Here is a 21,062-nt window from a genome sequence, read left to right as displayed (position 1 = left end):
CAAATTCTTTTAGTTTCAGGGAGGATGATTTCCTATGGCTGACTCACGCACTGTTGCCCCCCCCAATGATGATGTCGTCATCGACAAGGCTACTTCCAGCTGGTCCGATCTGTGGAAGAAAGAGGACTATTGGGCGATCTGGATCGCCTTCGGCCTCTTGGCATTGGGATGCCTTATCTTTTTGAACAACAAGCCCGAAGGCTTGAACGAGAAGATCGCCCAGGCCAATGCGGTCATGGAGGCCGAGGCTGCTCGCGCGCCATTCAAGACCCTGGAGTACTACGCGGCCCAGGATATCAAGGGCGGCCTCAAGGGCACGAATGAGCCCATTGCCAAGACCATCTCCAAGTACACAGCCAAACCCAAGGGCTGGAGCAGCAACCCCCTGGACGGCCTGTTCCTGAGCCAGGAAGCGGCTGATGCCAAGAGCGCCAAGGCCAAGCCGGCTTACGAGCAGGCCAAGGCGGCCACCGTTGCCGCCAAGGCTGATGCCCAGATGGCTCAGCAGGCTGCCGTAGCCACCAACTTCCAGGACGAGAGCCTGAACCAGGACGCCAAGGCAAAGATCAGCGCCTGGCGTAAGGCCAAGGCCAAGGAGTCCTCGGCCAAGTCCAAAGCCAGTGTAAAGTCCTACAACGTGCTCTACACTCTTCCGTTGCTCATGGTCTTCATCGGCCTGATCTTCACCCTGGGCATCAAGTTCATGGGCAAGGACGCCGCTGGATTCCTCAAGGGCTTCGTGTTTGTGTTCGCGATCGCCGCACTGTCCTATCTCCTGGCCAACCAGTCGACCATGAAGCAGTACGGCGTGGAATACGCTGTGTGGGCCATCGCCATCGGCATGCTCATTTCCAACACCGTGGGAACGCCTAACTGGGTCAAGCCCGCGCTGGAAACCGAATTCTACATCAAGGCCGGCCTGGTCCTGCTGGGCGCCGGCGTGCTCTTCAACAAGATCGTGGCCATCGGCATTCCCGGTCTCTTCGTGGCCTGGGTCGTAACGCCCATCGTGCTCATCGGCACCTACATCTTCGGCCAGAAGGTGCTTAAGATGCCCTCCAAGACGCTCAACATGGTCATTTCGGCCGACATGAGCGTGTGCGGCACCTCGGCCGCCATCGCCACGGCCGCGGCCTGCCGCGCCAAGAAGGAAGAGCTGACCCTGTCCATCGGCCTGTCGCTCGTGTTCACGGCCATCATGATGGTGGCCCTGCCGGCCGTCATCAAGGCCACGGGCATGCCCTTCATCCTGGGCGGCGCCTGGATGGGCGGCACCATCGACGCCACTGGCGCGGTTGCCGCCGCCGGCGCCTTCCTGTCCCAGGAAGCCCTGTACGTGGCCGCGACCATCAAGATGATCCAGAACGTGCTTATCGGCGTGACCGCCTTCGGCGTGGCCGTCTACTGGTGCTACAAGGTTGACTGCGTGCCCGGCCAGAAGGTCAGCGCGTGGGAGATCTGGCACCGCTTCCCCAAGTTCGTGCTCGGCTTCCTGGCTGCCTCCGTCACCTTCTCGACCATCTACGGCAGCCTTGGTACCGACACGGCCTTCTCGATCATCGACCACGGCGTTCTGCGCGGCTTCTCCAGCCATTTCCAAGGCTGGTTCTTCTGCCTGGCCTTCGTGTCAATCGGCCTGGCCACGAACTTCCGCGAGCTGTCCCACTACTTCAAGGGCGGCAAGCCAGTAATCCTGTATGTGTGCGGCCAGAGCTTCAACCTGGTTTTGACACTCATCATGGCCTACGTCATGTTCTACGTGGTCTTCCCCGACATCACGGCTAAGATCTAAGCGCTACCAACCAGGCGGGGGCCAATTGGCCCCCGCCTGAATAAGGTGAACAAACATGCTCATGACTGGACGAATGGCCCGCTGGTCCTCTTTCCTGGGGTTGTCGGCCCTGCTGTGGTTTCTTGTCATCTATGCGGCCCCTGTCTTGCGTGACAGCATCCCCGAATTTCGGAAATACGCATCCGTGGTGGAGCAGAACGACATCCATGCCGGAGCCATCTATTACACCGACGTGGAACTCACGGGCAACGCCGACATCAATTCCCGAAGCACCTTCGAGCATACCCCCATGGGTCCCAATTAGCAGTAGGGCAGTCTCGCTGTCCCCTGACCATGTCTATGGAAGACGCGTCTTCTCGGACGCGCCTTCCAGTTTTAGCTATTGATACCATAGCTATTAGAGCATTTTGCTTTTGAAAATGCTCTGCAAGCCATGCGTCGGCATGGCTTGCCGCCGCGTAGGCGTAGGCGCAATTCACTTGCGCCGTCAACGCCGGAGCGGGCGTCTTAAAAGCAATCTGCCTTAGCAGACCATGCCCGGACAACACAGGGATGCCTGCAAACCACACCAAATCCCATTCTCTTAATTATCGAGATACAGAGATCATCCAGCCAGCGCGTTCCTGCGGATGCGAATCCATGAAGGGAGACGCTTCCTCCGGTGAGGGGCCTAGCGGTACTGGGACGGCCGGATGCCGGCCTTCTTGATGAGCTCCTGCAGGGCAAAGCGCGACAGGCCGCTCTCGCGAGCCGCGGCCGAGACGTTGCCGCGCGTAGAAGCCAAAATTTGGCGCAGGTAGACGGCCGTGAAGTGGCGCAGCACGCTTTCCTTGGCTTCCTTGTAGGGCGCGATCCGGCCTTGATCCTCGCCGTCGAGTCCATTGCCAGCCTCGATCTGACGCACAGCGCGCATGGTCACGGTCTCGCCCTCGGTGAACACGGCCAGCCTGCGCATGATGTTCTGCATCTCGCGCACATTGCCCGGCCATTGGCGGGTGGCCAGGTATCCGAGCACTTCGGGAGCGATTTCCTTGACCGGCAGGCCGATCTCGCGACAGGCGGCGGACAGCAGGGTTTGCGCCAGAATCGGTATGTCCTCTCGCCGGTCGCGCAGGGGGGATACGAAAATGCTGAGCACGTTGAGACGGTGAAACAGGTCCTCGCGAAAGCTGCCGTCGACGAGCTTGGCTTCCAGGTTCTGGTTGGTGGAGGCCAGGATGCGCGTATCGAAACGTACGGTCTGCTCGCCACCGAGCGGCCGTAGTTCTCTTTCCTGGAGGCAGCGCAGGAGTTTGGTTTGGGTGGCCGGAGAGATGTCGCCGATTTCATCCAGGAGCAAGGTCCCTCCCTGTGCTTCCAGGATCAGCCCCTTGCGCTCACGGACGGCGCCGGTGAAGGCGCCCTTGAGGTGGCCGAAGAGCTCGCTCTCCAGGAGCTGTTCCGGGATTGCCGGGCAGTTGATGGCCACGAATGGCCCAGACTTGCGGCGGCTTTGACCATGGATGGCCCGGGCCACGAGTTCCTTGCCAGCGCCAGACTCACCGCGGATCAGCACGCCGTAGTCGGCATCGGCCACGGCCGCCACGGCGGAGCGCAGCCTGCGCATGGCCGGGCTCTCGCCTACAAGGGTCTGTTCGCCATGGCCGCCTGAGAGCTTGCGCTTGAGCCGGCGGTTCTCCTCCAGAAGTCTTCCGCGCTCCAGGGCATTGCCAACCGTGTTTAACAGGGGCCCATCGGCAACGGGCCTGGCCAGGAAGTCATAAGCCCCAGCGCGCAGGGCCTGCACGGCCTTTTCAAGGCTGGCCTCGTCCGTAAGCAGGATAACGGCCAGATCGGGCGCAACTGCCAGGGCCTGGGCCAGTATGTCATGGCCCACCTCGGCTAGGCGTTCGTCGGCCACTAATACCCATACATCCTCGTCTCGCACGTACTCCAAGGCTTCCCGAGCATTTGCCGCGATCTTGACCGGCGCATTAGGGCGCTTGCGCCCAAGAAGCGAAGCGGCATGCCGGGCGAATTCCCTGTCCCTGTCCAAGAGGACGATGACTCCATCCAGCATTTGAACTCGACTCCACCTGCGATCTTGTGGTGACAACTAGACTTGCCTGACTGACAGGTTAACCTACCAATTGCCGAACGTAAATTTAAACAAATTATTTTAAAATCAAATACATGAGAGCATTAAAAACGGGCACGCTTGTTGCTCAAATAATAGTACCGCACGCAATGCGGCATCAAAAGACAAACCGTTTTAGCGAGGAGAGGAATCATGGCAGAGGCAGTAAAGCAGCAGCCTGCGTCCGACATCGTGGTCGACAAGGCGACATCGAGCATTTCGGACCTATGGAAGAAGGAAGACTACTGGGCAATCTGGCTCGGTTTCATCCTGTTGGCCATCGGCCTGGCCCTGTTCTTGAACAACAGGCCCGAGGGCATGGAAGAGAAGATCGCCAAGGCCAATGCCGTCATCGAGGCCGAGGCGGCACGCGCGCCTTTCAAGACCGTGGCCTACTATGAGGCCCAAGACGCCAAGGGCGCCATCAAGGGCTCGGACATGCCCTTTGCCAAGACCATCTCCAAGTACCTGGCCCATCCCGCGGGCTGGTCTACCAATCCCATAGACGGTCTGGTCCAGGACAAAGCGGCAGCCGAGGCCAAGAGCGCCAAGGCCATGCCAGCCTACGAGAAGGCCAAGGCGACCGCGGATGCAGCCAAGGCCGAGGCTCTGGCCGCCGAAGATGCCGCTGCCGCCGCCGGCTTCCAGGACGCAGCCCTGAACCAGACCGCCCAGGATAAGATGGACGACTGGCGCAAGGCCAAGAAAAAGGCCTCCTCGGCTAAGTCCAAGACCAGCGCCAAGACTTTCAACCAGTTCACCACCCTGCCTGTCCTCATGATCGCCCTGGGCCTGCTGTTCGCCCTGGGCATCAAGTTCATGGGCAAGGACACGACAGGCTTCCTCAAGGGCTTCGTGGCCGTGTTCGTCGTCGCGGCCATCTCCTTCCTGCTGGCCGGACAGTCCGCTTCCAAGCAGTACGGCATCGAGTTCGCCGTGTGGGCCATCGTCATCGGCATGCTCATCTCCAACACCGTGGGCACGCCCAAGTGGATCAAGCCCGCGCTGGAGACCGAATTCTACATCAAGACCGGTCTGGTGCTGCTGGGCGCCGAGGTACTCTTCAACAAGATCGTGGCCATCGGCATTCCCGGCATCTTCGTAGCCTGGGTCGTAACGCCCATCGTGCTCATCTGCACCTTCATCTTCGGCCAGAAGGTGCTCAAGATGCCCTCCAAGACGCTCAACATGGTCATCTCGGCTGACATGAGCGTGTGCGGCACCTCGGCGGCCATCGCCACGGCCGCGGCTTGCCGCGCCAAGAAGGAAGAGCTGACCCTGGCCATCGGCCTGTCGCTCGTGTTCACGGCCATCATGATGGTGGCCATGCCGGCCGCCATCAAGGCCACCGGCATGCCTTACATCCTTGGCGGCGCCTGGATGGGCGGCACCATCGACGCCACTGGCGCGGTTGCCGCTGCCGGCGCGTTCCTGTCCGAGCAGGCCCTGTACGTGGCCGCGACCATCAAGATGATCCAGAACGTGCTGATCGGCGTGACCGCCTTCGGCGTGGCCATCTACTGGTGCTACAAGGTCGACTGCGTGCCTGGCCAGAAGGTCAGCGCGTGGGAGATCTGGCACCGCTTCCCCAAGTTCGTGCTCGGCTTCCTGACCGCCTCCATCATCTTCTCGTCCATCTACGGCGCACTCGGCTCCGACGTGGCCTTCTCGCTCATCGACCAGGGCGTGCTGCGCGGCTTCGTCGGCGGCTTCCGCGGCTGGTTCTTCTGCTTCGCCTTCGTGTCCATCGGTCTGGCCACGAACTTCCGCGAGCTGGCGCACTACTTCAAGGGCGGCAAGCCGCTCATCCTGTACGTGTGCGGCCAGAGCTTCAACCTGGCTCTGACCCTGCTCATGGCCTACATCATGTTCTACGTGGTGTTCCCGGACATCACCGCCAAGATCTAACGCTCAGTCGGGCCGGAGGCGCAAGCCTCCGGCCTTTCCGCAAGGAGGCGCACCATGCGCATGAATAATCCCTTGGCCCGTTGGGGGGCGCTGCTGGCAGGGCTTGCCCTGATCTGGCTGTTCATGTTCCAGGCGGGACCGGCCCTTACCCAACACTCGTCCGCTTTCCGGCAATATGCGGCCCATGTAGACGAATTGGACTTCAATACCGGAGCCATCTACTACACCGACGTGGAAATCGTGGCCGAGGGTGATCTCGGTTATCGGACTACTGTCGAGTACACGCCCAGAGGCCCAGCTCTCATTAATTAGGGTCTCTTGTCTTGCCAAACGACAAAGGCGCGGCTCTGAGCCGCGCCTTTGTCGTTTGGGCTAGCCGCAAGGTCTTCAATGCACGCCGGGCAGACGGCACACGTCGGCGGTGCCGGGCTTGTATTTGTCCGGCCCATCCACGATGGGTCGGCCAGTGGCCTTGGCCAATCCGCGCAGCATGCCGGCGAAGACCCAGGAATGAAACGGGTACACTGCCCACCAGTAGAGTAGTCCGGCCAGCCCACGTGGCAGGAAACGCGGTACCATGGACAATTCCGTGCGTTCCGGGCTTTTTTTCTCCAGGCGGATCTGCAGCAGGGCCTCGCCCGGCGCTTTCATTTCGGCGTGCAGGAGGAGCAGGGTGGGCGGATCCACGCGCACCACGCGCCAGAAGTCCAGACTATCCCCCAAACGCAAATCAGTGGGATGCCGCCGCCCGCGGCGCAGTCCTGGCCCTCCAACGAGTTTGTCCGCCAGCCCGCGCAGACGCCACAAGCTGTCGCCGAAGTACCATCCCGCCTGGCCTCCCAAGCGTGCCACGGCAGGCCAGATCTCTTCCGGCGTAGCCTGAATGGTCGCGCGAAAGCCGTCTTGCAGCACAGTGCCGCCGGCGTAGACCGGGTCACCGCAGGCGACCCATTCGGGCGCCACGGTTTGGCCGGCATCATGCCAGCAGGTTTCCACGGCCTGCTGCTCGACCTTGCGCAAGGCTAGGCGAATGGCTTCGCGGCAGGAGAGCAGATGCTGGGGGATTATGTCACGGATGGAGTGCTCGCGGCATACTGCTTTGGTCTTGAGTCCCAGAATAAGCGGTCTAGCCAGGCTTATGGGCACGGGTGTTACCAGCCCGAGCCAGTAGGAGGACAAGCGCGGCGAGAGCACCGGCACGGGGATGATGACGCGCCGCTTCAGCCAGGCCTCCTCGCTGTAGATGCGGAACTGGTCTTCATAGGAGAGGGTATCCGGCCCGCAGATATCGAAGCTGCGGCCTGCGGTTTCCGGGTGCTCGAGGCACCCGGCCAGATACTCCAGCACGTTGGAGATGGCGATGGGCTGGGACTTGGTGCGTACCCAGCGCGGTGTGAGCATGACCGGCAGCCGCTCGGCAAGATGACGCAGGATTTCGAAGGAGGCCGAGCCCGCGCCTAGGATGACAGCCGCACGCAGGGTGGTCACAGCGGCCGTCGACAGGCGCAGAATGCGGCCAACCTCGGCTCGCGAGCGCAGGTGACGGCTCAGGTTGGGGTCGTCCGCCTCCCCCAGGCCAGCAAGATAGATGATGCGTTCCAGTCCGGCATCGCGCGAGGCTTCCACGAACGTGTAGGCCAGCTCACGGTCCACGGCAGCGTAATCGGTGCCCGCACGCGGATTCATGGAGTGCACGAGGTAGAAGGCGGTTCGGCAACCGCGCATGGCCTGCGCGAGAGCCTCGCGGTCACGCAGGTCGGCCTCGGCGAACTGAGCGTTGGGATGATTGCTCCACGGCCTGCAGCGCAACTTGGCAACCGAGCGCCCCACGGCGCGCACGACATGCCCGCGCTCCAAAAGCAACGGCACCAGCCTTCCGCCCACATAACCCGTGGCGCCCGTAACCAGCACAGGCCAGGTCTGAGCGCCGGAAGCAGGGGCAGTGATCATATCATCCTCCAGATTTGCCAAGGCACGGACACACGCATCACCACGCCGCCGATAGGCGAGTCCACCCGCATGCGGATTTCCTATCTGTCACGCCGGTTACCTGCAATAACCAGCCGCTAATTTTGGAGCGATAAGAAAAATGCGAACCTTTGATTGACAATCCAATCCCTAGTAGGTACTTCTCTTCGGCCTTGAGTCGGGATGTAGCGCAGTCTGGAAGCGCACTTGAATGGGGTTCAAGGGGCCGGAGGTTCAAATCCTCTCATCCCGACCAGGATTTGCAAGAAATGCGGGCGGTTAGCCGATGGGCTGATCGCCCGTTTTGCGTTCAAAAGACGACTTTTGGAGCCAATGTTCCAATTACGTTCCAAGCCTGTCAGTCCGGGTTACTTCCTGGCGTAGTGCTTGGCGAGCTGGTGCTGGAGCCCGATCTTCCGCCTCTGGGGCAGGTGCGTGTAGCGATCGGTCATCTTGATGTCCGAATGCCCGATCATCTCCCGCACATCCTTGCGGTCGGCCCAAGCCTCGATGAGGTTGGAGCAGTTGGTATGCCGCAGATCGTGGAAGTGAAAGTCCTCCAGTCCCACAAACCTGATCGCCTCTCTCCATGAGGACTTGATCCCCACACGCCTGCGCCCGTTCAGGTGGGCGAACACCAGGTTCGTTTCAACCTTATCGATGCCCATCAGACGGAAACCGCAAGACTAAAACATGCTGCAATCAGAATAGTGCCGCCTTTTTGGTGGAATTAATTTCTTTCACGCGTGCAAACTCTTTAGAGCAGATTGTTTTTAAGACGCCCGCTCCGGCGTTGACGGCGCAAGTGAATTGCGCCTGCGCCTGCGCGGCGGCAAGCCATGCCGACGCATGGCTTGCAGAGCATTTTCAAAAGCAAAATGCTCTAATTAAGCGGTATGACAGTGCCTTACGCTTGAAAAACACAATTCAGTATTGCTTTCATCAGGATGGAAAGCCTTGTGCTTAGGCTGCATTATGCGCCTGTCATTTGAAAAGAAAACTGCTGCCACACTCAACATGCCATGCACCTGTGGGGCTTTCAGGACAATACGGCTCCACGCCCTCGATGCGGGGCGTGGAGCTTTTCTGCGTCAGTCCGGAGCTAGAAGTTCCAGGCCAGGCCCACGGTGTAGTCCATGGTGCTCGGTGACATTTCCTCTTCAATGCCATTTCGGGGGCCGCCGAGATACTCGACCTTGGCCGCTGCGTAGGCTGTGTAGGCGACCTCAGCGCGGGCGATGAGGTGGTCGGTGATGGCGAACTCGTAGCCGCCGCCCAGCGTGAAGCCCGGCAGCACGGGATTCTCGTCCTCGTCATCGAGAATGTAGCCCGTGTCGTTCCTGTAGTCGAAGCTGGCGAAGCGCACGCCGGCAAGCCCGTAGAGCAGGTTGCGATCGGCGATGACGCCGCCCAGGCGGGCTTTCAGGCCCAGCGACCAGTTCATGTCCAGGGATTCATTGCCCCCGCTGAACGTGCCCTCCATGTTGTGGGTCATGGCGTCAACCTCCCAGCCCAGGTAGAAGACGTCCTTGATGGCCCGTCCGCCGCCCAGGTAAGCGCCGGCCACAAAACCGGAATCATCGGCGTCGTCCTCGAAGTCGTTGCTGGGGCCGTCGTACTCGACATCGATCTGGTAGGATTCGTTGCCCACCTTGGCGCCAATGTAGAAGCCATCAAAGGGCGTGCTCCCGGCGTGGGCCAGAACGGGCAGAAGGGCCAAGTATAGAGTGAACATAGTGAACAGAAGGCGCTTCATCGTCGTTACCTCGCATTTAAGATTTGATGTGTCGGTTGATCCGGGAATCTGCAATCCGCACCAGGAACATGGCGGCTCGCCGTTGCTGTTCGGTCCAGGTGCAGCACGCCCGAGCCGGGATCAATTTCCTGTTGTCTCCTTTGTCGGCTGACTGGGAAAAAGGTGACATCGGTGACGAGTTAATCCTCAATGCGAAAACTCCAATGGTGCATTACTTACACTCTTAACAATGTACAGCCCTAAATAATTGCTTTCCGCCGCCGATAGAGATACGTACCAGCATCCACACCCGTGAAACGAAGTTTTAAAGAGAGTGCCGCATACGCATGGCCGATCATCCGTGCATAGAAATCCGTGCGCGCAGCCCGGAGTGCGTCCCGTGCCGCATACGGCTCCGGGACTTGTGCGACGAGTTTGGCGTGGCCCTGGGCAAGATCGCCGCCAACCTGCGGGGGCGCTTCTCGCACGCCGTTTCCGAGGCGGCCAGGGATGATCTCGTGGCAGAAGTGGCCGAGGCCGCCCTGCGCGGGGTCGAGGGTTACGAAGGCCGACGCGGGGCGGCGTTCTCATCCTGGGTCTGGGCCATCTACTTGCGCAAGCGCGTCGACTTCTTCCGCAGGGGTGAGCCCCGCAGCGTCTCCCTGGATAGCCTCGAGCCCTGGCAGGAGCCCGAGGCCGAGGACGATAAGGAGGCCCAGGACGTGGCCGAGGCGGTCTACGAGGCCATCCGGCTCATGGAGACCTCGGGCGAGGCCGAGTGCACCAGGCTGTTCCAGGATCTCTACCGCTTCCTGGGCATCGGCAAGAAGCAGAAGGATCTGGCCGAGCACTACGGGCTGAAGGTCAATTCGCTCAATCAGCGCATTTCGCGCTGCAGAAGGCGCCTCAAGGAACTCATGGGGCTGGCCTGATGCGCTTCGTCTGCGGCGACAAGGCAGGACCTGCCACGATCCTTGCGGTGCAGCGCCGGCCCCACGATGGCACCCGCGTGTACATCGCGCAGGTGCGGGGGCTGCAGGTGGTCATCCCGCAGCAATACACCCCGCCAAGATCCGACTACCGCCCCGGAGAGATCATCAGCCAAGTGGTCTGCGTCCTGGAGCGGGTCTTCGCGGTCAGGGGCTATGAACGCGACCTGTGCAGCCAGCTCTTTGCTCCGGAGCACGAAGGCTGGTTCCGCCCTGCTTCGCCCCTGGGCTTGGAGGTCTGGAAGCACCGGCTGGCCGGGCTGGCCTCCGACGCATGCACGCGCGGCGCGGCTGACTTGGAGCTTAAGCCCATGGGCCGCAACGCTCAGCAGGCCGGCGGTAGTTTGCGTCAGGCCGAAACTCCTTCCTGGGTCATGCCCGTCAATGTGCATCCCCTTTCCGAGGCCATGAACGGCGCCTGGAATTTTTTCCCGGCTCCGCAGCACGTGGCGCATGGCCTTGGCAACCTGTCGGCCGGCTACAGAAGCGAGGGCGTGCACAGGAGATTCAACCCGCCCGTGGCCTTCCGGGGAGTTTGCGAGACCGGTGGCAGGAGCACGCGCGTGCACATTTTTCTCCATCCCTGGCTCGAACCACGTGTGGCCCACGAACAGGTCTGGCGGCGTCTTGCGGCGACTCCTGGCCGAGAGGAGGAGCGAGCCCTGTGGGACCAATTGCTGTCCGGGCTGCCCCTGCCCGAATCGGTCAGGCGGGCCATGGGCCTATGCAGACGAGAGGGCGGGGCCTGCCCCGGTGACTGTACCGCCGAACGTTTTGGCGGAGCCCAGGAGGCGGTTTCCATCGGGATTCGAGCTTTATGGCGCCAGGCTGTCACCTTTTTCGAGGAAATGACGACCAAGAGCGTGAGGCTGTGGCCGGCAGGGCATGGAAGCACGGGTGTCGAGGCCTGGTGCCTCGACCGGGTTGGGCGTCGGCTGGATAACGGCGCCAAATGCTGGCCATGGCTGTACCTCAAGGGAGTCGTTCATGACTGCGCGCAGGGCAACGCGACGCAAAGCGTCTTTCACCTGGGGTTGGCCGGCGTCGGCCTGTCCCCGACCCGCTGGGCGGCCGAGCCCTGGGGCTGCAAGGACCTGGACCTGGTCACCGAAGGCAGGCTGGACCGCGTCGAACGGATCTAGACGGCCTGCAGGCGGATTCTGCCTTGGAACAGGCGTTGGTGGCCAGTGAGCCGCGAGAGCCGAAGGATTTGGGCCCAGTCGCGGAGAGGGGGCATGAGCATGTCATACGAGCCCAGACAGTTCCAGGACCAGCCTCCCCGCTACTCGATGACCGCGGATCTGCTCATCGTCCTGGGCAGGATGGGCCTGCTCGGGCAGGGCAGCGCACCCGAGCGGGAGGATCTGCGGCACGGGCTGGACGCCGCCCTGGCGGCCGATCCGGCCGACCTTGCCCGGGGGGGCGAGGCCCTTGGCCGCGCCGTCGAGGAGGCCCTGGCGTCCCTGTGCGGCGACGAGTCGTTCCTGCTCCAGGACGGTACTGACGAATATCTGCTCGCCGAGGCCCTCGCTTCCCTGGATCATCTGGTCTTCCTGGAGGAAGGCCTGGCCGGGCGGGAGGCCGGAAAGGCCCTGGGAGAAGCGCTGGCCGAGCTGGCGCAGCGAGTCCTGGCCGAGGTCACGGGCCATGCCGCGCGGCTCATCCCCCATAACGGCTTCCGCCTGGACATGGTGGCCATGCTCCCCGCAGGCCAGCTGCACCGCTTTCCCTGGTACACCCTTTGGGCCGACGTGCCCGAAGACGCCCTGGAGCGGCTCGCGGCGCCCGAATCAGCCCGGGCGCACGCTGTGGGGGCCGACGAGGACCTGCCCGCTGATCTGCGCATGGCCCTTTTGCAGGACCTGAGCGCGGATCGACCCCTTGCGCGGGAGCTGCGTATGCGCAGGCGCATCATGGCCGGCGTTGTGCGCGCCTTTGCGCAGCACAAGTCCCTGGGCATGCTCCGGCTTGCCCGGGAGGCCAACGAGCGCTTCGCGGTCCCGGATTCCGTGCTCGAGAACGGCCTGGCCGCCGCGGCCCTGGGCGCATGGACCAGACCGCCGGCCTCCGAGGGCGAACGCCACGAGCGGCTCTTCCTGTACGCCTTGTGCGGCCCGTTCCTTGAGGCCAGGCTGCGTCTGGATCTCTTCGAGCAGGTCGAGGCCTTTCTGCGCGACCCGGACGCGGCCGAGCAGCGGCCCGGCTCCCCCCTGGCGGTTTTGGCGGCCTGGATGCGGGGCGAGGTCGCTGACGACCAGCTCTCCGCGACGGCCTTTGCCGTCTGGGACGCCCGCCTTGCGCGGGCCGCTCAGGCCGGACAGGGCGCGGAGGTCACTGCCCGCCAATTCCAGGACCATGTGCGCGCCGAGGCCGCACAACCGATCCGCAAGTCCGAGGCAGGCGAGCCCACGCCCTCCTTCATCGCCAGGCTGCGCCAGACCCTGGCCACGCTCCTGCCCACGCCCGCCCTGCGGGCCGCCACGGCGGGGCTGCTCGTGGCCGTGTTGGCCGGCTCGGCCCTGCTGACCATGCACCTGTCCACACCCACAGCGCCAATGGGCACGCTACGCCTGCTGGCCGCCGGCGAGGCAGGCCAGTTCCGCGGCGGCGCGCCCAGGATCATCGCGCAGAGCGGCGAGACCATGCTGAGCGGCGAGCGCTTCCAGGTGCGCTTCACCTTGGAGGAGCCTGCCTACGCCTATGTCTTCTTCCGCGACGCCCGGGGCAGGGTCTCGACCTTGTTCAGCGGCCGGGCCAAAGCCGGCGAGCACGTCCTGCCGTCAGAGGGCGAGAGCTACGTGCTGGACGAGGAGACGGGCTCGGAGCGGGTGGTGCTCGTGCTGGCGGCGAAGGAGCAGAAGAAGCTGGAGGACATTGAGGTCCTGCTGCACGGGGGCGAAGTGGAGGCCGTCGCTGAACGGCACAGGGGAGTGTCCGTTCGGGAGATCGCCTTCAGCCACAAGTAGCAGCGGCCGCATGCAGTCAGACCCGCAGGCCTGTGCATTGCGCAACAGGTTACGGGGCATGGCTTGATTTCGCGCAATGCAAACCCGTTCGATGCATGATGCATGGACGCATTATAGCCTGAAGGCAGGGAGACGCCATGAGACTTTGTTTATCCATCCTATTGTTGTTCGTCCTGTCCATGACCGCGGCCTGCAGTTCCGGACCCGCGGATTCCGACATCAGAGCCGCGGTCCTGTCCGAGGATGGCAGCGGATTCATGCGCGAGCACTTTGACGTTACCGACGTCGAGCGGCTGGCCCAGCACGAGCAGGGTGGAGCGCACAGCATCAAGCTGCGCTACTCGCTCAAGACGCTCACGAGCAGCCAGGATTTCAAGGCCGCCGCGCAGAAGAGAATCGCGGAGTGCAAGCAGGGCGGCCTGGAAGGCATGGGCCAAGCGCTGCAGTACGGCATGCTGTACAGCTTCCTCACGTCCAAACTCGGCGAATGGCAGCCCGGCGCAAGCCTGCCCATCGAAAGGGAAGTCCGTCTGGCCAAGGGCGACAAGGGTTGGGCGGTGGTGGAATAGATGAGTGAACGTTGCGCATGGAACCGGATGTATACGACGATCAAGGCGGTTGGCTGTGTCTTGAAGCTCATTGCCTAGCGGCCGATACGATTCTTGATTCCGAAATAGATGACGCAAGACTGAGGGAAAAAGTCCGCCTGGGCTTCGTCGCCACCGGCAATCGTAGTGGGTGAAGCAAGCAGGCTGAGCATTGTCCCGATGCTGGACCCGATGGGAACCGGATTGGTGGCCCTTGATATTGCGCCAGTCTGGAAAGAAGGCCCAGCGCGGCAGCTTGGCGCATGCACCGTCTGCTTTTCGGTAGGCGTGACAATGACGCGAAGGTTGAGAGTCAAGGAACGATACATTTGTAAATGCAATTTAAGAAGATCATTGGAGGCGTTTGGCTTTGTGAGCATCTGATGCATGCAAGGGGGTATTGTATCGATACATATGCTTCCATAATCAAAGTGGAGTAAGATAGTTCGATAGTTAACATCAAGCGCATAATGGAGATAAAAAATGAGGTTTCTTGCCATCTTATGCATATGTGCATTCTTGACTGGTTGTGGTGGCATGTTCATGAGCAATGAGGCCGAGATTCAGGGTGGACATGTCGTGAAGGTTAAGCCGGGGAGCAATGGAGAAAAGAACCGATTCCGCTCCTATGCACTCCTAGAGAAAACTGATTCTGGATGGAAAGTGGTCGAGCTGAGTCGGTCGTATCCGACGCGAAGCAAGCCAAGCCAGGAGATACTTGGTATCAATGCCGGCGAATTCGCGCCTGTCTACAATGTCAAGAAGGCGTATTCCAGCTACCTGTGCGACATCTATTGCTTGATGGGTGACGATCAGAAGCCGTATCAACCCTGTGAAAGCCAATTCTACGGGGCGAATCCGACCCTCGACAACATCGTTTTTCCAATTTTCTCGACGGCGATTACTCTGGGTACATGCCCCGCGGCATACAATTATCTCGATGGCTCGGCTGTCGCGGACGCTGTGAACGAATCAAAAGTTCTTGAGCAAGAGCAGGCATTCTATGCCAAGTCTGCTGAACTTGAGGACAAGGTGGAATGGTACAGGAAGCGCATTGTTGTAAGGCCAAAAGTGGTAAATAGAACAGGAGTTGATGAGACGTATTTTCCCAAGGTCAGGTTTAAAGTTGAAGCTGCTCCGCTTGGCTCGCAACTGTCTATCGAGGACGTTTCTTACCAGATCACCGCCGAATCCAGCTACTCAAAGCATAATATCACTGTGCCTAAAGCTGTCACATTCAAGTATGACTTGAATGGAATATTGTATGAACCTGTCGTTGGATACAATGAATTTTATGTTTCCAGCCTCTCTTTCCCCAGCCTTGGAAATCGCGACGTTAATATAGTGGTTTATTCGATTAGCGAGGATTATGGTAACACTATTGCTGTCAAGGCACGCATTGACAATAAATCCGGAAAGTTTTTGCAAGCCGGCAGCATAGCTGTGTACTTTGACGATGCAATTACTTCTTACGACTTCGATAATATGGCAATTCCGCCCGACGCTACAAAGGAAATTTCCTTTAAGGTTCAGTCTAATTACAATTCGCCTATCAACTCCATTCTCGGCAACTCAATGGGTGCCACAAAGAGCAAAGAGAACCACAGAATCGGAGTTGGGTTTTTGTATCATGGTGGGAGTAATGATCAATTGAACGAGAGTGCAACCTATCCCCTTGCAAAGCTAGTTCGCTAAAGGCGTGATACGGGAGCGGGCTCATGGTGCTGGGTCCGCTTCTTTTCAACTTCCAACAAAGACGATCGCTTGGAATGAAGACTCACGTCTCGTATAATATCGTGCACGTCCTCTTTCTGGTTTTCGTCATTCCATGCGCAGCCTTCGGCCAGACCCTCATGCCCGGCGACATCGCCACAGTCCAGCGTATGGCCATAGACCTCCGCCTCCAAGCAACACTGCGGGACTTGCGTGGTGTCGTAGTCGCCGAGCGGGGCGACCGCTGCAACCTATTCGCGGGGGATGCGGTGGAGATTGTGGACGTGCGCGGCGGCAATTATCTCGTGCGCGTCCTGTCCGTTAACAACAGTGCCTACTGCCAGCCCGGCAGCGTCGTTGTGCTGAACGATTTCAGCATGCTCGGGTATGCACCCAACAAGCGTGAGCAGGAAATCATGAACCGCGAGCGACGCAACCTGGAGAGGCGGCCCAGCAATGATTTCCAGCCCAGGGACATGCGGCAGCCGCCGGCCATGCAGCCGCTCTGGGAGTAGCACTTCGGCCGGCATGGCGATCACGGGCGGCCAGAGAGCCACGGTAATCCAGGGCCAGGCTGTGCCGGGGAGCAGGGATGGAACAATCAGCGACTCATTCGAATCAGCCAAGGACCTGTGATCGGGCTGAAACAGGACAGATCATGGTGAACACGCCAATGCCGGGATTCCTTTCATCCTGTCTCTGCTCACGGGCCATCTTCTTCCTGCTGGCCCTGGCCCTCATCAGCCTGCCATGCCCTGCCATGGCCGAGGACCCTTCCGTGCTGCTGGCCAAGGGGGATCGGCAGTACAGGCTGCAGAACCTCGATGTTGCCGCGCGGTTCTGGGACGAAGCTCTGGTCGAGGCGGAAGAGGCCCGGAATGAGCGCCTGCAGGCTCTTGCCCGACTCAGGCTTGGCCAGGTTGCTGTGACCCGAGGCAAGATCCCGGAGGCCATAGCGATCCTGGAGCCGGCCAGGGCGATGGCAGGCAGGCTCGGCGACAAGGCCCTGCAGCTGAACGTCATACGCGTTCTTTTCGATATCTATGCCGATTTGGAGGATAGAGAGAAGGCCGTTAGCCTGAGCAGGGAGTTGCTCGATCTGGCCCAAGAGATAGGTGACCAGGAGCTAGCCTTCACATCGTCTCGGTCCTTGGCATTGCTTTATGACGCCATGGGAGACGTCAAGTCAGCCTCGGCCATGCGCAGCCTGTACAGGGAGATCCACGGCAGAAACTTCGCGGCCGCGCTGCCAGCGGATACGGTGCGCAAGCTCCTGGCTGCCGGCCTGCAGGGGCAGCTGGACTTGGCGCAGCAGTACGCCAATGTCGGGAACCTGAATAAGGCCTTGGAGGCCCTGGAGCAGGGCCATGTCGCGGCGCTGGCCAGCGGGGACAGGACCCGCGAGGCCTTCTTCCTGCACAACATGTTCCTGGTCTACGCGCGATGGGGCGACAAGCCCGAAGCCGCACGCCTGTTACGCCGCTCCCTGGAAGTCCGGCAGCAGCATGCTCTAGACGAGGTTGGCAGAGAGACCTGCGTCCCCGCTATCGAGGCCCTGCTTGACCTCAAGCTGACGGAAGAGGCCGCGGGCCTTGGGCGGGAGTGTTTGCCGGCGCTTGCGCAGGAGCCTGATGATGGCATGCGGGTATATCTGGTCCAGCGCCTCATGAATGAAGCAAGATCGTCTGGCCTGACGACCGATGCGCAAGCCCTTGAGGGCATCTACCTCGCTCTGACGAAGAGCACCGTCGGCGGCATGGTCCGGAACATCCAGGCTGCTTTGGACGAGGCCGGCCGAGAGGGGGGGCTGACGCAGGACAGACGGGAATTGGGAGAGCAGAGGCTTACCGGCCTGCAGGCCATGAGTTCGCCCGAGGCCATGTCCGTGCTCCTGCGCTTCGAGCAGGCCATGAACGCCCGGCGCTACGAGGAGGCCGAGGCGGTCCTGGCCGAGTTGGGCCCGAAGCTCGGCAATCAACGGCTGTTCGATTTCATTGTCCGCAATGCGGCTTCCAAGCTCTGTATGTCCGCCCAGAGCAACAGGACCAATCTCAATCTCGATCTGGCCCTGGAGCAGTATGGCGCGGCCCTTGGCCTGCTCACCGCTTACACACCCCAGGAGCAGGACCTGGCCTGCATGGCGCGGGTGGGCATGGCCCAGGTCGAGGCCTATCGTGGCAACTACCTCGATGCCGAGCGTGTCTACCTGGATCTCCTGGCCGACATGGCTTCACCCAAGGCAGCTCCTGCGAGCTCTGTCCACGAGCACCAAGCCCGCACGGGACTCGGCACCCTCTATACGGCCATCGGCAGGTTCGACCAGGCCGAGGAGGAGCTGCGCACCGTCCTCGGCATCCTGTCCAGGGACGCTGTGACCGAGGCCCGGCCAGCCCCCGGGCAGGCGAAGCTCGTCATGCTGCGCCACATGCAGGACCAGAACCGCGTCCTGACCATGCTCGGAGACCTATACCTGCGCCAGGGGCGCTTCGCCGAAGCGGAAGAGGAATACGGCAGGGCGCGTGAGACGATCCTCGACGAGGTGAACCCTGCCTTGAGGTGGCTGTACCGCGAGGACCTGGACCTGGCCACGGCCAATCTGGGCGAGGTGCGCCTGCACATGGCCAGGGGACGCCAGGAAGAGGCCCAGAAGCTGCTCGACGGCCTGATCCGCAAGAACGAGGAACGCCACGGCCCCTTCGCCAACCGGCAGCGGCTGGAGCTGATCCTGTTGCAGGCCAAGCTCGACCTGCTCCAGGGCCGGGCCCAGAATGCGCACAAGATCCTGGCCGGAGCGCGCGCCGAGATGGAGCGGAGCAGCGGCATCCTTCACCCGTTCTATGCCGAGACGAGCCTGCTCCTGGCCATGGCCGCGCAGACCGGCCCCAGGCGGGAGGCATACCTGCTGGAAGCCGCCGATGCGGCCATCAGGCTGCGCGCCGAGGCCTTTCATGTGCTCAGCGAATGGGAGAAGCGCTCCTATGCCCGCCAGGCACAGCTGTACATGGATACGCTGCTCAGCGCCCTGGGGCCGGACAGCGACCCGCAGACGCTCCAGGAGGCCTATGCCCTGTGGACCCGCTGGAAGGGAGGTCTGCTTGAAGAGGAAGCGCGCATGGGCAGACTGCTCAGCCAGGCCAAAGGACCCGAAGCCGAGCGGCTGACGGCCGAATTCACCAGGGTACGGGCTGAACTGGCCGCAAGTGTACGCATGCGCGGTTCTCAAATGACGCTCGAGGGCCAGAAATCCCTGCTGGCCCGCAAGGCTGAGATCGAAAGGGCGCTGGCGCGTTCCGGCGGAGACGGCGCCAGCGGCGCGGAGCCCCTGTCCGTGAGCCTGCCCGCCTTCCTGGGGGCCCTGCCTGCCGGGGGCGTGCTTGTGGATTTCGCCAGGCATGCGGCCTGGGACCTCCAGGCCGGCAAGGCCAGGGGGGAACGCTACCTGGCCTTTGTGCTCGACCCGGCCCGGACCGGCGTGCAAGTCGTGGACCTGGGCTCGGCCGAGAACATCGACGGTCTGATCGCCCGCCTCCAGGCCACGCTGCGGGCCAACAGGACCCGCGCAGCCGGGGACATGGCCGATCTAGCCGCCCAACTCGCGGCGAGGATCGTCGCGCCCCTGCGCACGTACCTGCAGGGCAGGGCGGAGGTGCTCCTGTCTCCCGACGGCCCCCTGCACGCCATGCCCTTCGAGCTCCTGCCCACGGAGACCGGCCTGCTCGCGGACCTGCCGCTGCGCTACCTGACCTCGGCCATGGACTTGGTCAGGGATGTCCGGCAAGGCCCCCCGGCCGGCAATGCGGCCGTCTTCGCCGATCCCGATTTCAATGCCGCAAGCGGGGCCGGCAGACCGGGCGACAGCCTGCGCGGCATCGGAGGCACGGTCGCGGCGTCAGTGGGCGACACGGTCCTGAACTTCGCTCCGCTCACGGAGACGCGCGCCGAGGCGAGCGCCGTGCGTGATCAGCTCACGGAGAAAATGGCCATGCCCACCGAGCTCTACCTGGGGCACAGGGCCAATGAGGAGAACCTTCTATCCCTGCGCTCCCCGAGGCTGATCCATATCGCCACGCACAGCCATGCCCAGGCGCGCGTCCAGACCGCGGAAGCGCGGAAGGCCGGGCTCCTGGACCACCTGAACGGACAAGCCGGGTTCTATTCCGAGACTGCGCCGGCCACGTTCCTCCTGCTGTCCGGCGGGGCGGGCTCGCTCAGGAGCGGGCATGGCCATGGCGTGGTCACGCCGGAGAAGATCCAGTCCATGCACCTCGCGGGCACGGAACTGGTCGTGCTCTCGTCCTGCCTGTCGGCCCAGGGCGACATCGTGGCCGGCCAGGGCGTCTTCGGCCTGACCAGGGCCTTCCTCGTGGCCGGCGCGCGCAGCGTCGTGAGCAGCTTGTGGGAAGTGGAGAGCAACAAGACCATCGAGTTCATGGGCCTGTTCTACGCCCGGCTGGCCGAGACCCGCGATCCGGCCCGGGCGCTGCAACTGGCCCGGCGCGACATGCGGGCACGAGAGCCCAACCCGTATTATTGGGCGGCGTTCATCGTCACGGGAGGCGTGGGCCGCTGATAGAGGATCATTAATCAGGGGTTCGGCAGCCCTGAAGCGATGTTACGGATGGGCTGCGCGGATCAAGATATGCGCTTTGTACGAATGGTCCTGATCTTCTCCAGTTCATGTGCGAAATCTTCTGGACTTGAAGCATGAAGCTCAAACACATCTATATGAGGAGGTTGTTTATGAAGACGTATCTTGGTGCAGTTCTGTGCGTGCTTTTATTGCTCAATGCGCATGCCGCCCGTGCGGAAGGCAATATTCCCGCAAAGCAGGCAAAAGAGCAGGGCATATCAGGAGGATTGCTTGAACGTATTGAATCAATTTCCAGTTTCCTGATCAAGGATCGACCCCATGGAGCGCATAGCTATTGGATTACCGAGAATCCCAGCGAAAGGACCTTTTCGTCAGCCATGGAGATTTCCTTCTCGGATGGGCCTGAGTTCGCATACATGTTTGCAACAAAGGACAGGTTTAAGGATGAGGACTGGATTTCGTCAGGTTATGTCAGGATCTGGTACAGCCCCAAGAACGTTGTTCAGACAATGGGAGAATTCAGCGAATTCAAATATATGGGTACTCTCAGCAAAGACATAGTCATGATGAAGAAAGAGGATGCCAGCCTGACTTTTTACTTGATGCCGGCAGGTGAGGGCACAATCGTGATCAAGCGAGAGTAAGGCGCCTCAAGAGTCTTCATTGCATAGATGGCTGCTGAGAGGCGGGCAGTGAA

The 21,062-nt window shown here is 61.5% G+C and carries 17 protein-coding genes and 1 tRNA gene; 13 read left to right on the top strand and 5 right to left on the bottom strand.

The window, feature by feature from the left end; translation table 11 throughout:
- The first annotated feature begins 34 nt into the window (after nucleotides 1-34).
- Both H585_RS0100725 and H585_RS0100720 read left to right on the top strand, forming a co-directional pair.
- Nucleotides 35-1,792 carry a YeiH family protein gene (locus H585_RS0100725; RefSeq protein ID WP_027366353.1) on the top strand — a complete coding sequence of 586 codons (1,758 nt, stop codon included), beginning with the start codon at nucleotides 35-37 and terminating at the stop codon, nucleotides 1,790-1,792.
- A 55-nt stretch (nucleotides 1,793-1,847) separates the two neighbouring features.
- A complete protein-coding gene (locus H585_RS0100720; protein ID WP_027366352.1) occupies nucleotides 1,848-2,096 on the top strand; it encodes a hypothetical protein in 249 nt (82 codons plus the stop codon).
- A 366-nt stretch (nucleotides 2,097-2,462) separates the two neighbouring features.
- On the opposite strand, the gene H585_RS0100715 is transcribed toward H585_RS0100720, so the two are convergent.
- Nucleotides 2,463-3,851 carry a sigma-54-dependent transcriptional regulator gene (locus H585_RS0100715; RefSeq protein WP_027366351.1) on the bottom strand — a complete coding sequence of 463 codons (1,389 nt, stop codon included), beginning with the start codon at nucleotides 3,849-3,851 and terminating at the stop codon, nucleotides 2,463-2,465.
- Between the two features lie 210 nt (nucleotides 3,852-4,061).
- Between H585_RS0100715 and H585_RS0100710 the strand changes: the two genes are divergently transcribed.
- Complete coding sequence (locus H585_RS0100710; RefSeq protein WP_027366350.1) at nucleotides 4,062-5,816, top strand: YeiH family protein; 1,755 nt, start codon at nucleotides 4,062-4,064, stop codon at nucleotides 5,814-5,816.
- Nucleotides 5,817-5,870: 54 nt separating this feature from the next.
- Nucleotides 5,871-6,128 carry a hypothetical protein gene (locus H585_RS0100705; RefSeq protein WP_027366349.1) on the top strand — a complete coding sequence of 86 codons (258 nt, stop codon included), beginning with the start codon at nucleotides 5,871-5,873 and terminating at the stop codon, nucleotides 6,126-6,128.
- 75 nt (nucleotides 6,129-6,203) lie between these two features.
- Here H585_RS0100705 and H585_RS0100700 read toward each other — a convergent pair whose 3' ends face one another.
- Nucleotides 6,204-7,766 (bottom strand): SDR family oxidoreductase, encoded by a 1,563-nt coding sequence (locus H585_RS0100700; RefSeq protein WP_027366348.1) that lies wholly within the window; start codon nucleotides 7,764-7,766, stop codon nucleotides 6,204-6,206.
- Between the two features lie 197 nt (nucleotides 7,767-7,963).
- Between H585_RS0100700 and H585_RS0100695 the strand changes: the two genes are divergently transcribed.
- Nucleotides 7,964-8,040: transfer RNA gene (locus H585_RS0100695), tRNA-Pro, on the top strand.
- Nucleotides 8,041-8,152: 112 nt separating this feature from the next.
- On the opposite strand, the gene H585_RS0100690 is transcribed toward H585_RS0100695, so the two are convergent.
- Nucleotides 8,153-8,452, bottom strand: a complete 300-nt coding sequence (locus tag H585_RS0100690; RefSeq protein WP_027366347.1) for a tyrosine-type recombinase/integrase — start codon at nucleotides 8,450-8,452, stop codon at nucleotides 8,153-8,155.
- 434 nt (nucleotides 8,453-8,886) lie between these two features.
- Nucleotides 8,887-9,540 carry an outer membrane protein gene (locus tag H585_RS0100685; protein ID WP_027366346.1) on the bottom strand — a complete coding sequence of 218 codons (654 nt, stop codon included), beginning with the start codon at nucleotides 9,538-9,540 and terminating at the stop codon, nucleotides 8,887-8,889.
- 326 nt (nucleotides 9,541-9,866) lie between these two features.
- Here H585_RS0100685 and H585_RS0100680 point away from each other — a divergent pair, with 326 nt between their 5' ends.
- The 4 genes from H585_RS0100680 to H585_RS0100660 all read left to right on the top strand — a co-directional run bounded on the left by H585_RS0100680 (nucleotide 9,867) and on the right by H585_RS0100660 (nucleotide 14,043).
- Nucleotides 9,867-10,451, top strand: a complete 585-nt coding sequence (locus H585_RS0100680) for a type III-E CRISPR-associated RpoE-like sigma factor (RefSeq protein ID WP_081678575.1) — start codon at nucleotides 9,867-9,869, stop codon at nucleotides 10,449-10,451.
- Nucleotides 10,451-11,650 carry a type III-E CRISPR-associated protein Csx31 gene (gene csx31 / locus H585_RS0100675; protein ID WP_027366344.1) on the top strand — a complete coding sequence of 400 codons (1,200 nt, stop codon included), beginning with the start codon at nucleotides 10,451-10,453 and terminating at the stop codon, nucleotides 11,648-11,650. The genes H585_RS0100680 and csx31 overlap by 1 nt, the downstream gene beginning before the upstream one ends.
- A 93-nt stretch (nucleotides 11,651-11,743) precedes the next feature.
- The gene (csx30, locus tag H585_RS23795) at nucleotides 11,744-13,474 is read left to right on the top strand and encodes a type III-E CRISPR-associated protein Csx30 (protein ID WP_027366343.1); all 1,731 of its coding nucleotides are present in this window, start codon (nucleotides 11,744-11,746) and stop codon (nucleotides 13,472-13,474) included.
- Nucleotides 13,475-13,611: 137 nt separating this feature from the next.
- Nucleotides 13,612-14,043: a hypothetical protein gene (locus H585_RS0100660; protein ID WP_027366342.1), complete on the top strand. Its 432-nt coding sequence runs from the start codon at nucleotides 13,612-13,614 to the stop codon at nucleotides 14,041-14,043.
- Nucleotides 14,044-14,117: 74 nt separating this feature from the next.
- Here the strand turns inward: H585_RS0100660 and H585_RS0100655 are convergent, their stop codons facing one another.
- Complete coding sequence (locus H585_RS0100655; protein ID WP_138708155.1) at nucleotides 14,118-14,570, bottom strand: hypothetical protein; 453 nt, start codon at nucleotides 14,568-14,570, stop codon at nucleotides 14,118-14,120.
- 34 nt (nucleotides 14,571-14,604) lie between these two features.
- Here H585_RS0100655 and H585_RS0100650 point away from each other — a divergent pair, with 34 nt between their 5' ends.
- The 4 genes from H585_RS0100650 (at nucleotide 14,605) to H585_RS0100635 (ending at nucleotide 21,009) form a co-directional block, all read left to right on the top strand.
- The gene (locus H585_RS0100650) at nucleotides 14,605-15,756 is read left to right on the top strand and encodes a hypothetical protein (protein ID WP_138708154.1); all 1,152 of its coding nucleotides are present in this window, start codon (nucleotides 14,605-14,607) and stop codon (nucleotides 15,754-15,756) included.
- Nucleotides 15,757-15,830: 74 nt separating this feature from the next.
- Complete coding sequence (locus tag H585_RS0100645) at nucleotides 15,831-16,289, top strand: hypothetical protein (protein WP_138708153.1); 459 nt, start codon at nucleotides 15,831-15,833, stop codon at nucleotides 16,287-16,289.
- A gap of 143 nt (nucleotides 16,290-16,432) precedes the next feature.
- The gene (locus H585_RS0100640) at nucleotides 16,433-20,344 is read left to right on the top strand and encodes a CHAT domain-containing tetratricopeptide repeat protein (protein WP_027366338.1); all 3,912 of its coding nucleotides are present in this window, start codon (nucleotides 16,433-16,435) and stop codon (nucleotides 20,342-20,344) included.
- Between the two features lie 170 nt (nucleotides 20,345-20,514).
- On the top strand, nucleotides 20,515-21,009 hold the full coding sequence (locus tag H585_RS0100635; protein WP_027366337.1) for a hypothetical protein: 495 nt from the start codon (nucleotides 20,515-20,517) through the stop codon (nucleotides 21,007-21,009).
- Nucleotides 21,010-21,062 lie beyond the last annotated feature (53 nt).

The organism is Desulfocurvibacter africanus subsp. africanus DSM 2603 (assembly GCF_000422545.1).
Lineage (GTDB): Bacteria > Desulfobacterota > Desulfovibrionia > Desulfovibrionales > Desulfovibrionaceae > Desulfocurvibacter > Desulfocurvibacter africanus.
The sequence above is the reverse complement of the archived record's forward strand: the minus strand, read 5'-3'. Positions and strand labels throughout refer to the sequence as shown.

Bases quoted from the DNA above. Each gene is read 5' to 3' on its own strand.
- csx31 (WP_027366344.1), top strand. From the start codon at position 10,451: ATGCGCTTCGTCTGCGGCGACAAGGCAGGACCTGCCACGATCCTTGCG.
- H585_RS0100715 (WP_027366351.1), bottom strand. From the start codon at position 3,851: ATGCTGGATGGAGTCATCGTCCTCTTGGACAGGGACAGGGAATTCGCC.
- H585_RS0100685 (WP_027366346.1), bottom strand. From the start codon at position 9,540: ATGAAGCGCCTTCTGTTCACTATGTTCACTCTATACTTGGCCCTTCTG.
- H585_RS0100710 (WP_027366350.1), top strand. From the start codon at position 4,062: ATGGCAGAGGCAGTAAAGCAGCAGCCTGCGTCCGACATCGTGGTCGAC.
- H585_RS0100650 (WP_138708154.1), top strand. From the start codon at position 14,605: ATGAGCAATGAGGCCGAGATTCAGGGTGGACATGTCGTGAAGGTTAAG.
- H585_RS0100655 (WP_138708155.1), bottom strand. From the start codon at position 14,570: ATGCATAAGATGGCAAGAAACCTCATTTTTTATCTCCATTATGCGCTT.
- H585_RS0100705 (WP_027366349.1), top strand. From the start codon at position 5,871: ATGCGCATGAATAATCCCTTGGCCCGTTGGGGGGCGCTGCTGGCAGGG.
- H585_RS0100690 (WP_027366347.1), bottom strand. From the start codon at position 8,452: ATGGGCATCGATAAGGTTGAAACGAACCTGGTGTTCGCCCACCTGAAC.
- H585_RS0100720 (WP_027366352.1), top strand. From the start codon at position 1,848: ATGCTCATGACTGGACGAATGGCCCGCTGGTCCTCTTTCCTGGGGTTG.
- H585_RS0100640 (WP_027366338.1), top strand. From the start codon at position 16,433: ATGGTGAACACGCCAATGCCGGGATTCCTTTCATCCTGTCTCTGCTCA.
- H585_RS0100725 (WP_027366353.1), top strand. From the start codon at position 35: ATGGCTGACTCACGCACTGTTGCCCCCCCCAATGATGATGTCGTCATC.
- H585_RS0100645 (WP_138708153.1), top strand. From the start codon at position 15,831: ATGAAGACTCACGTCTCGTATAATATCGTGCACGTCCTCTTTCTGGTT.
- csx30 (WP_027366343.1), top strand. From the start codon at position 11,744: ATGAGCATGTCATACGAGCCCAGACAGTTCCAGGACCAGCCTCCCCGC.
- H585_RS0100660 (WP_027366342.1), top strand. From the start codon at position 13,612: ATGAGACTTTGTTTATCCATCCTATTGTTGTTCGTCCTGTCCATGACC.
- H585_RS0100635 (WP_027366337.1), top strand. From the start codon at position 20,515: ATGAAGACGTATCTTGGTGCAGTTCTGTGCGTGCTTTTATTGCTCAAT.
- H585_RS0100680 (WP_081678575.1), top strand. From the start codon at position 9,867: ATGGCCGATCATCCGTGCATAGAAATCCGTGCGCGCAGCCCGGAGTGC.
- H585_RS0100700 (WP_027366348.1), bottom strand. From the start codon at position 7,766: ATGATCACTGCCCCTGCTTCCGGCGCTCAGACCTGGCCTGTGCTGGTT.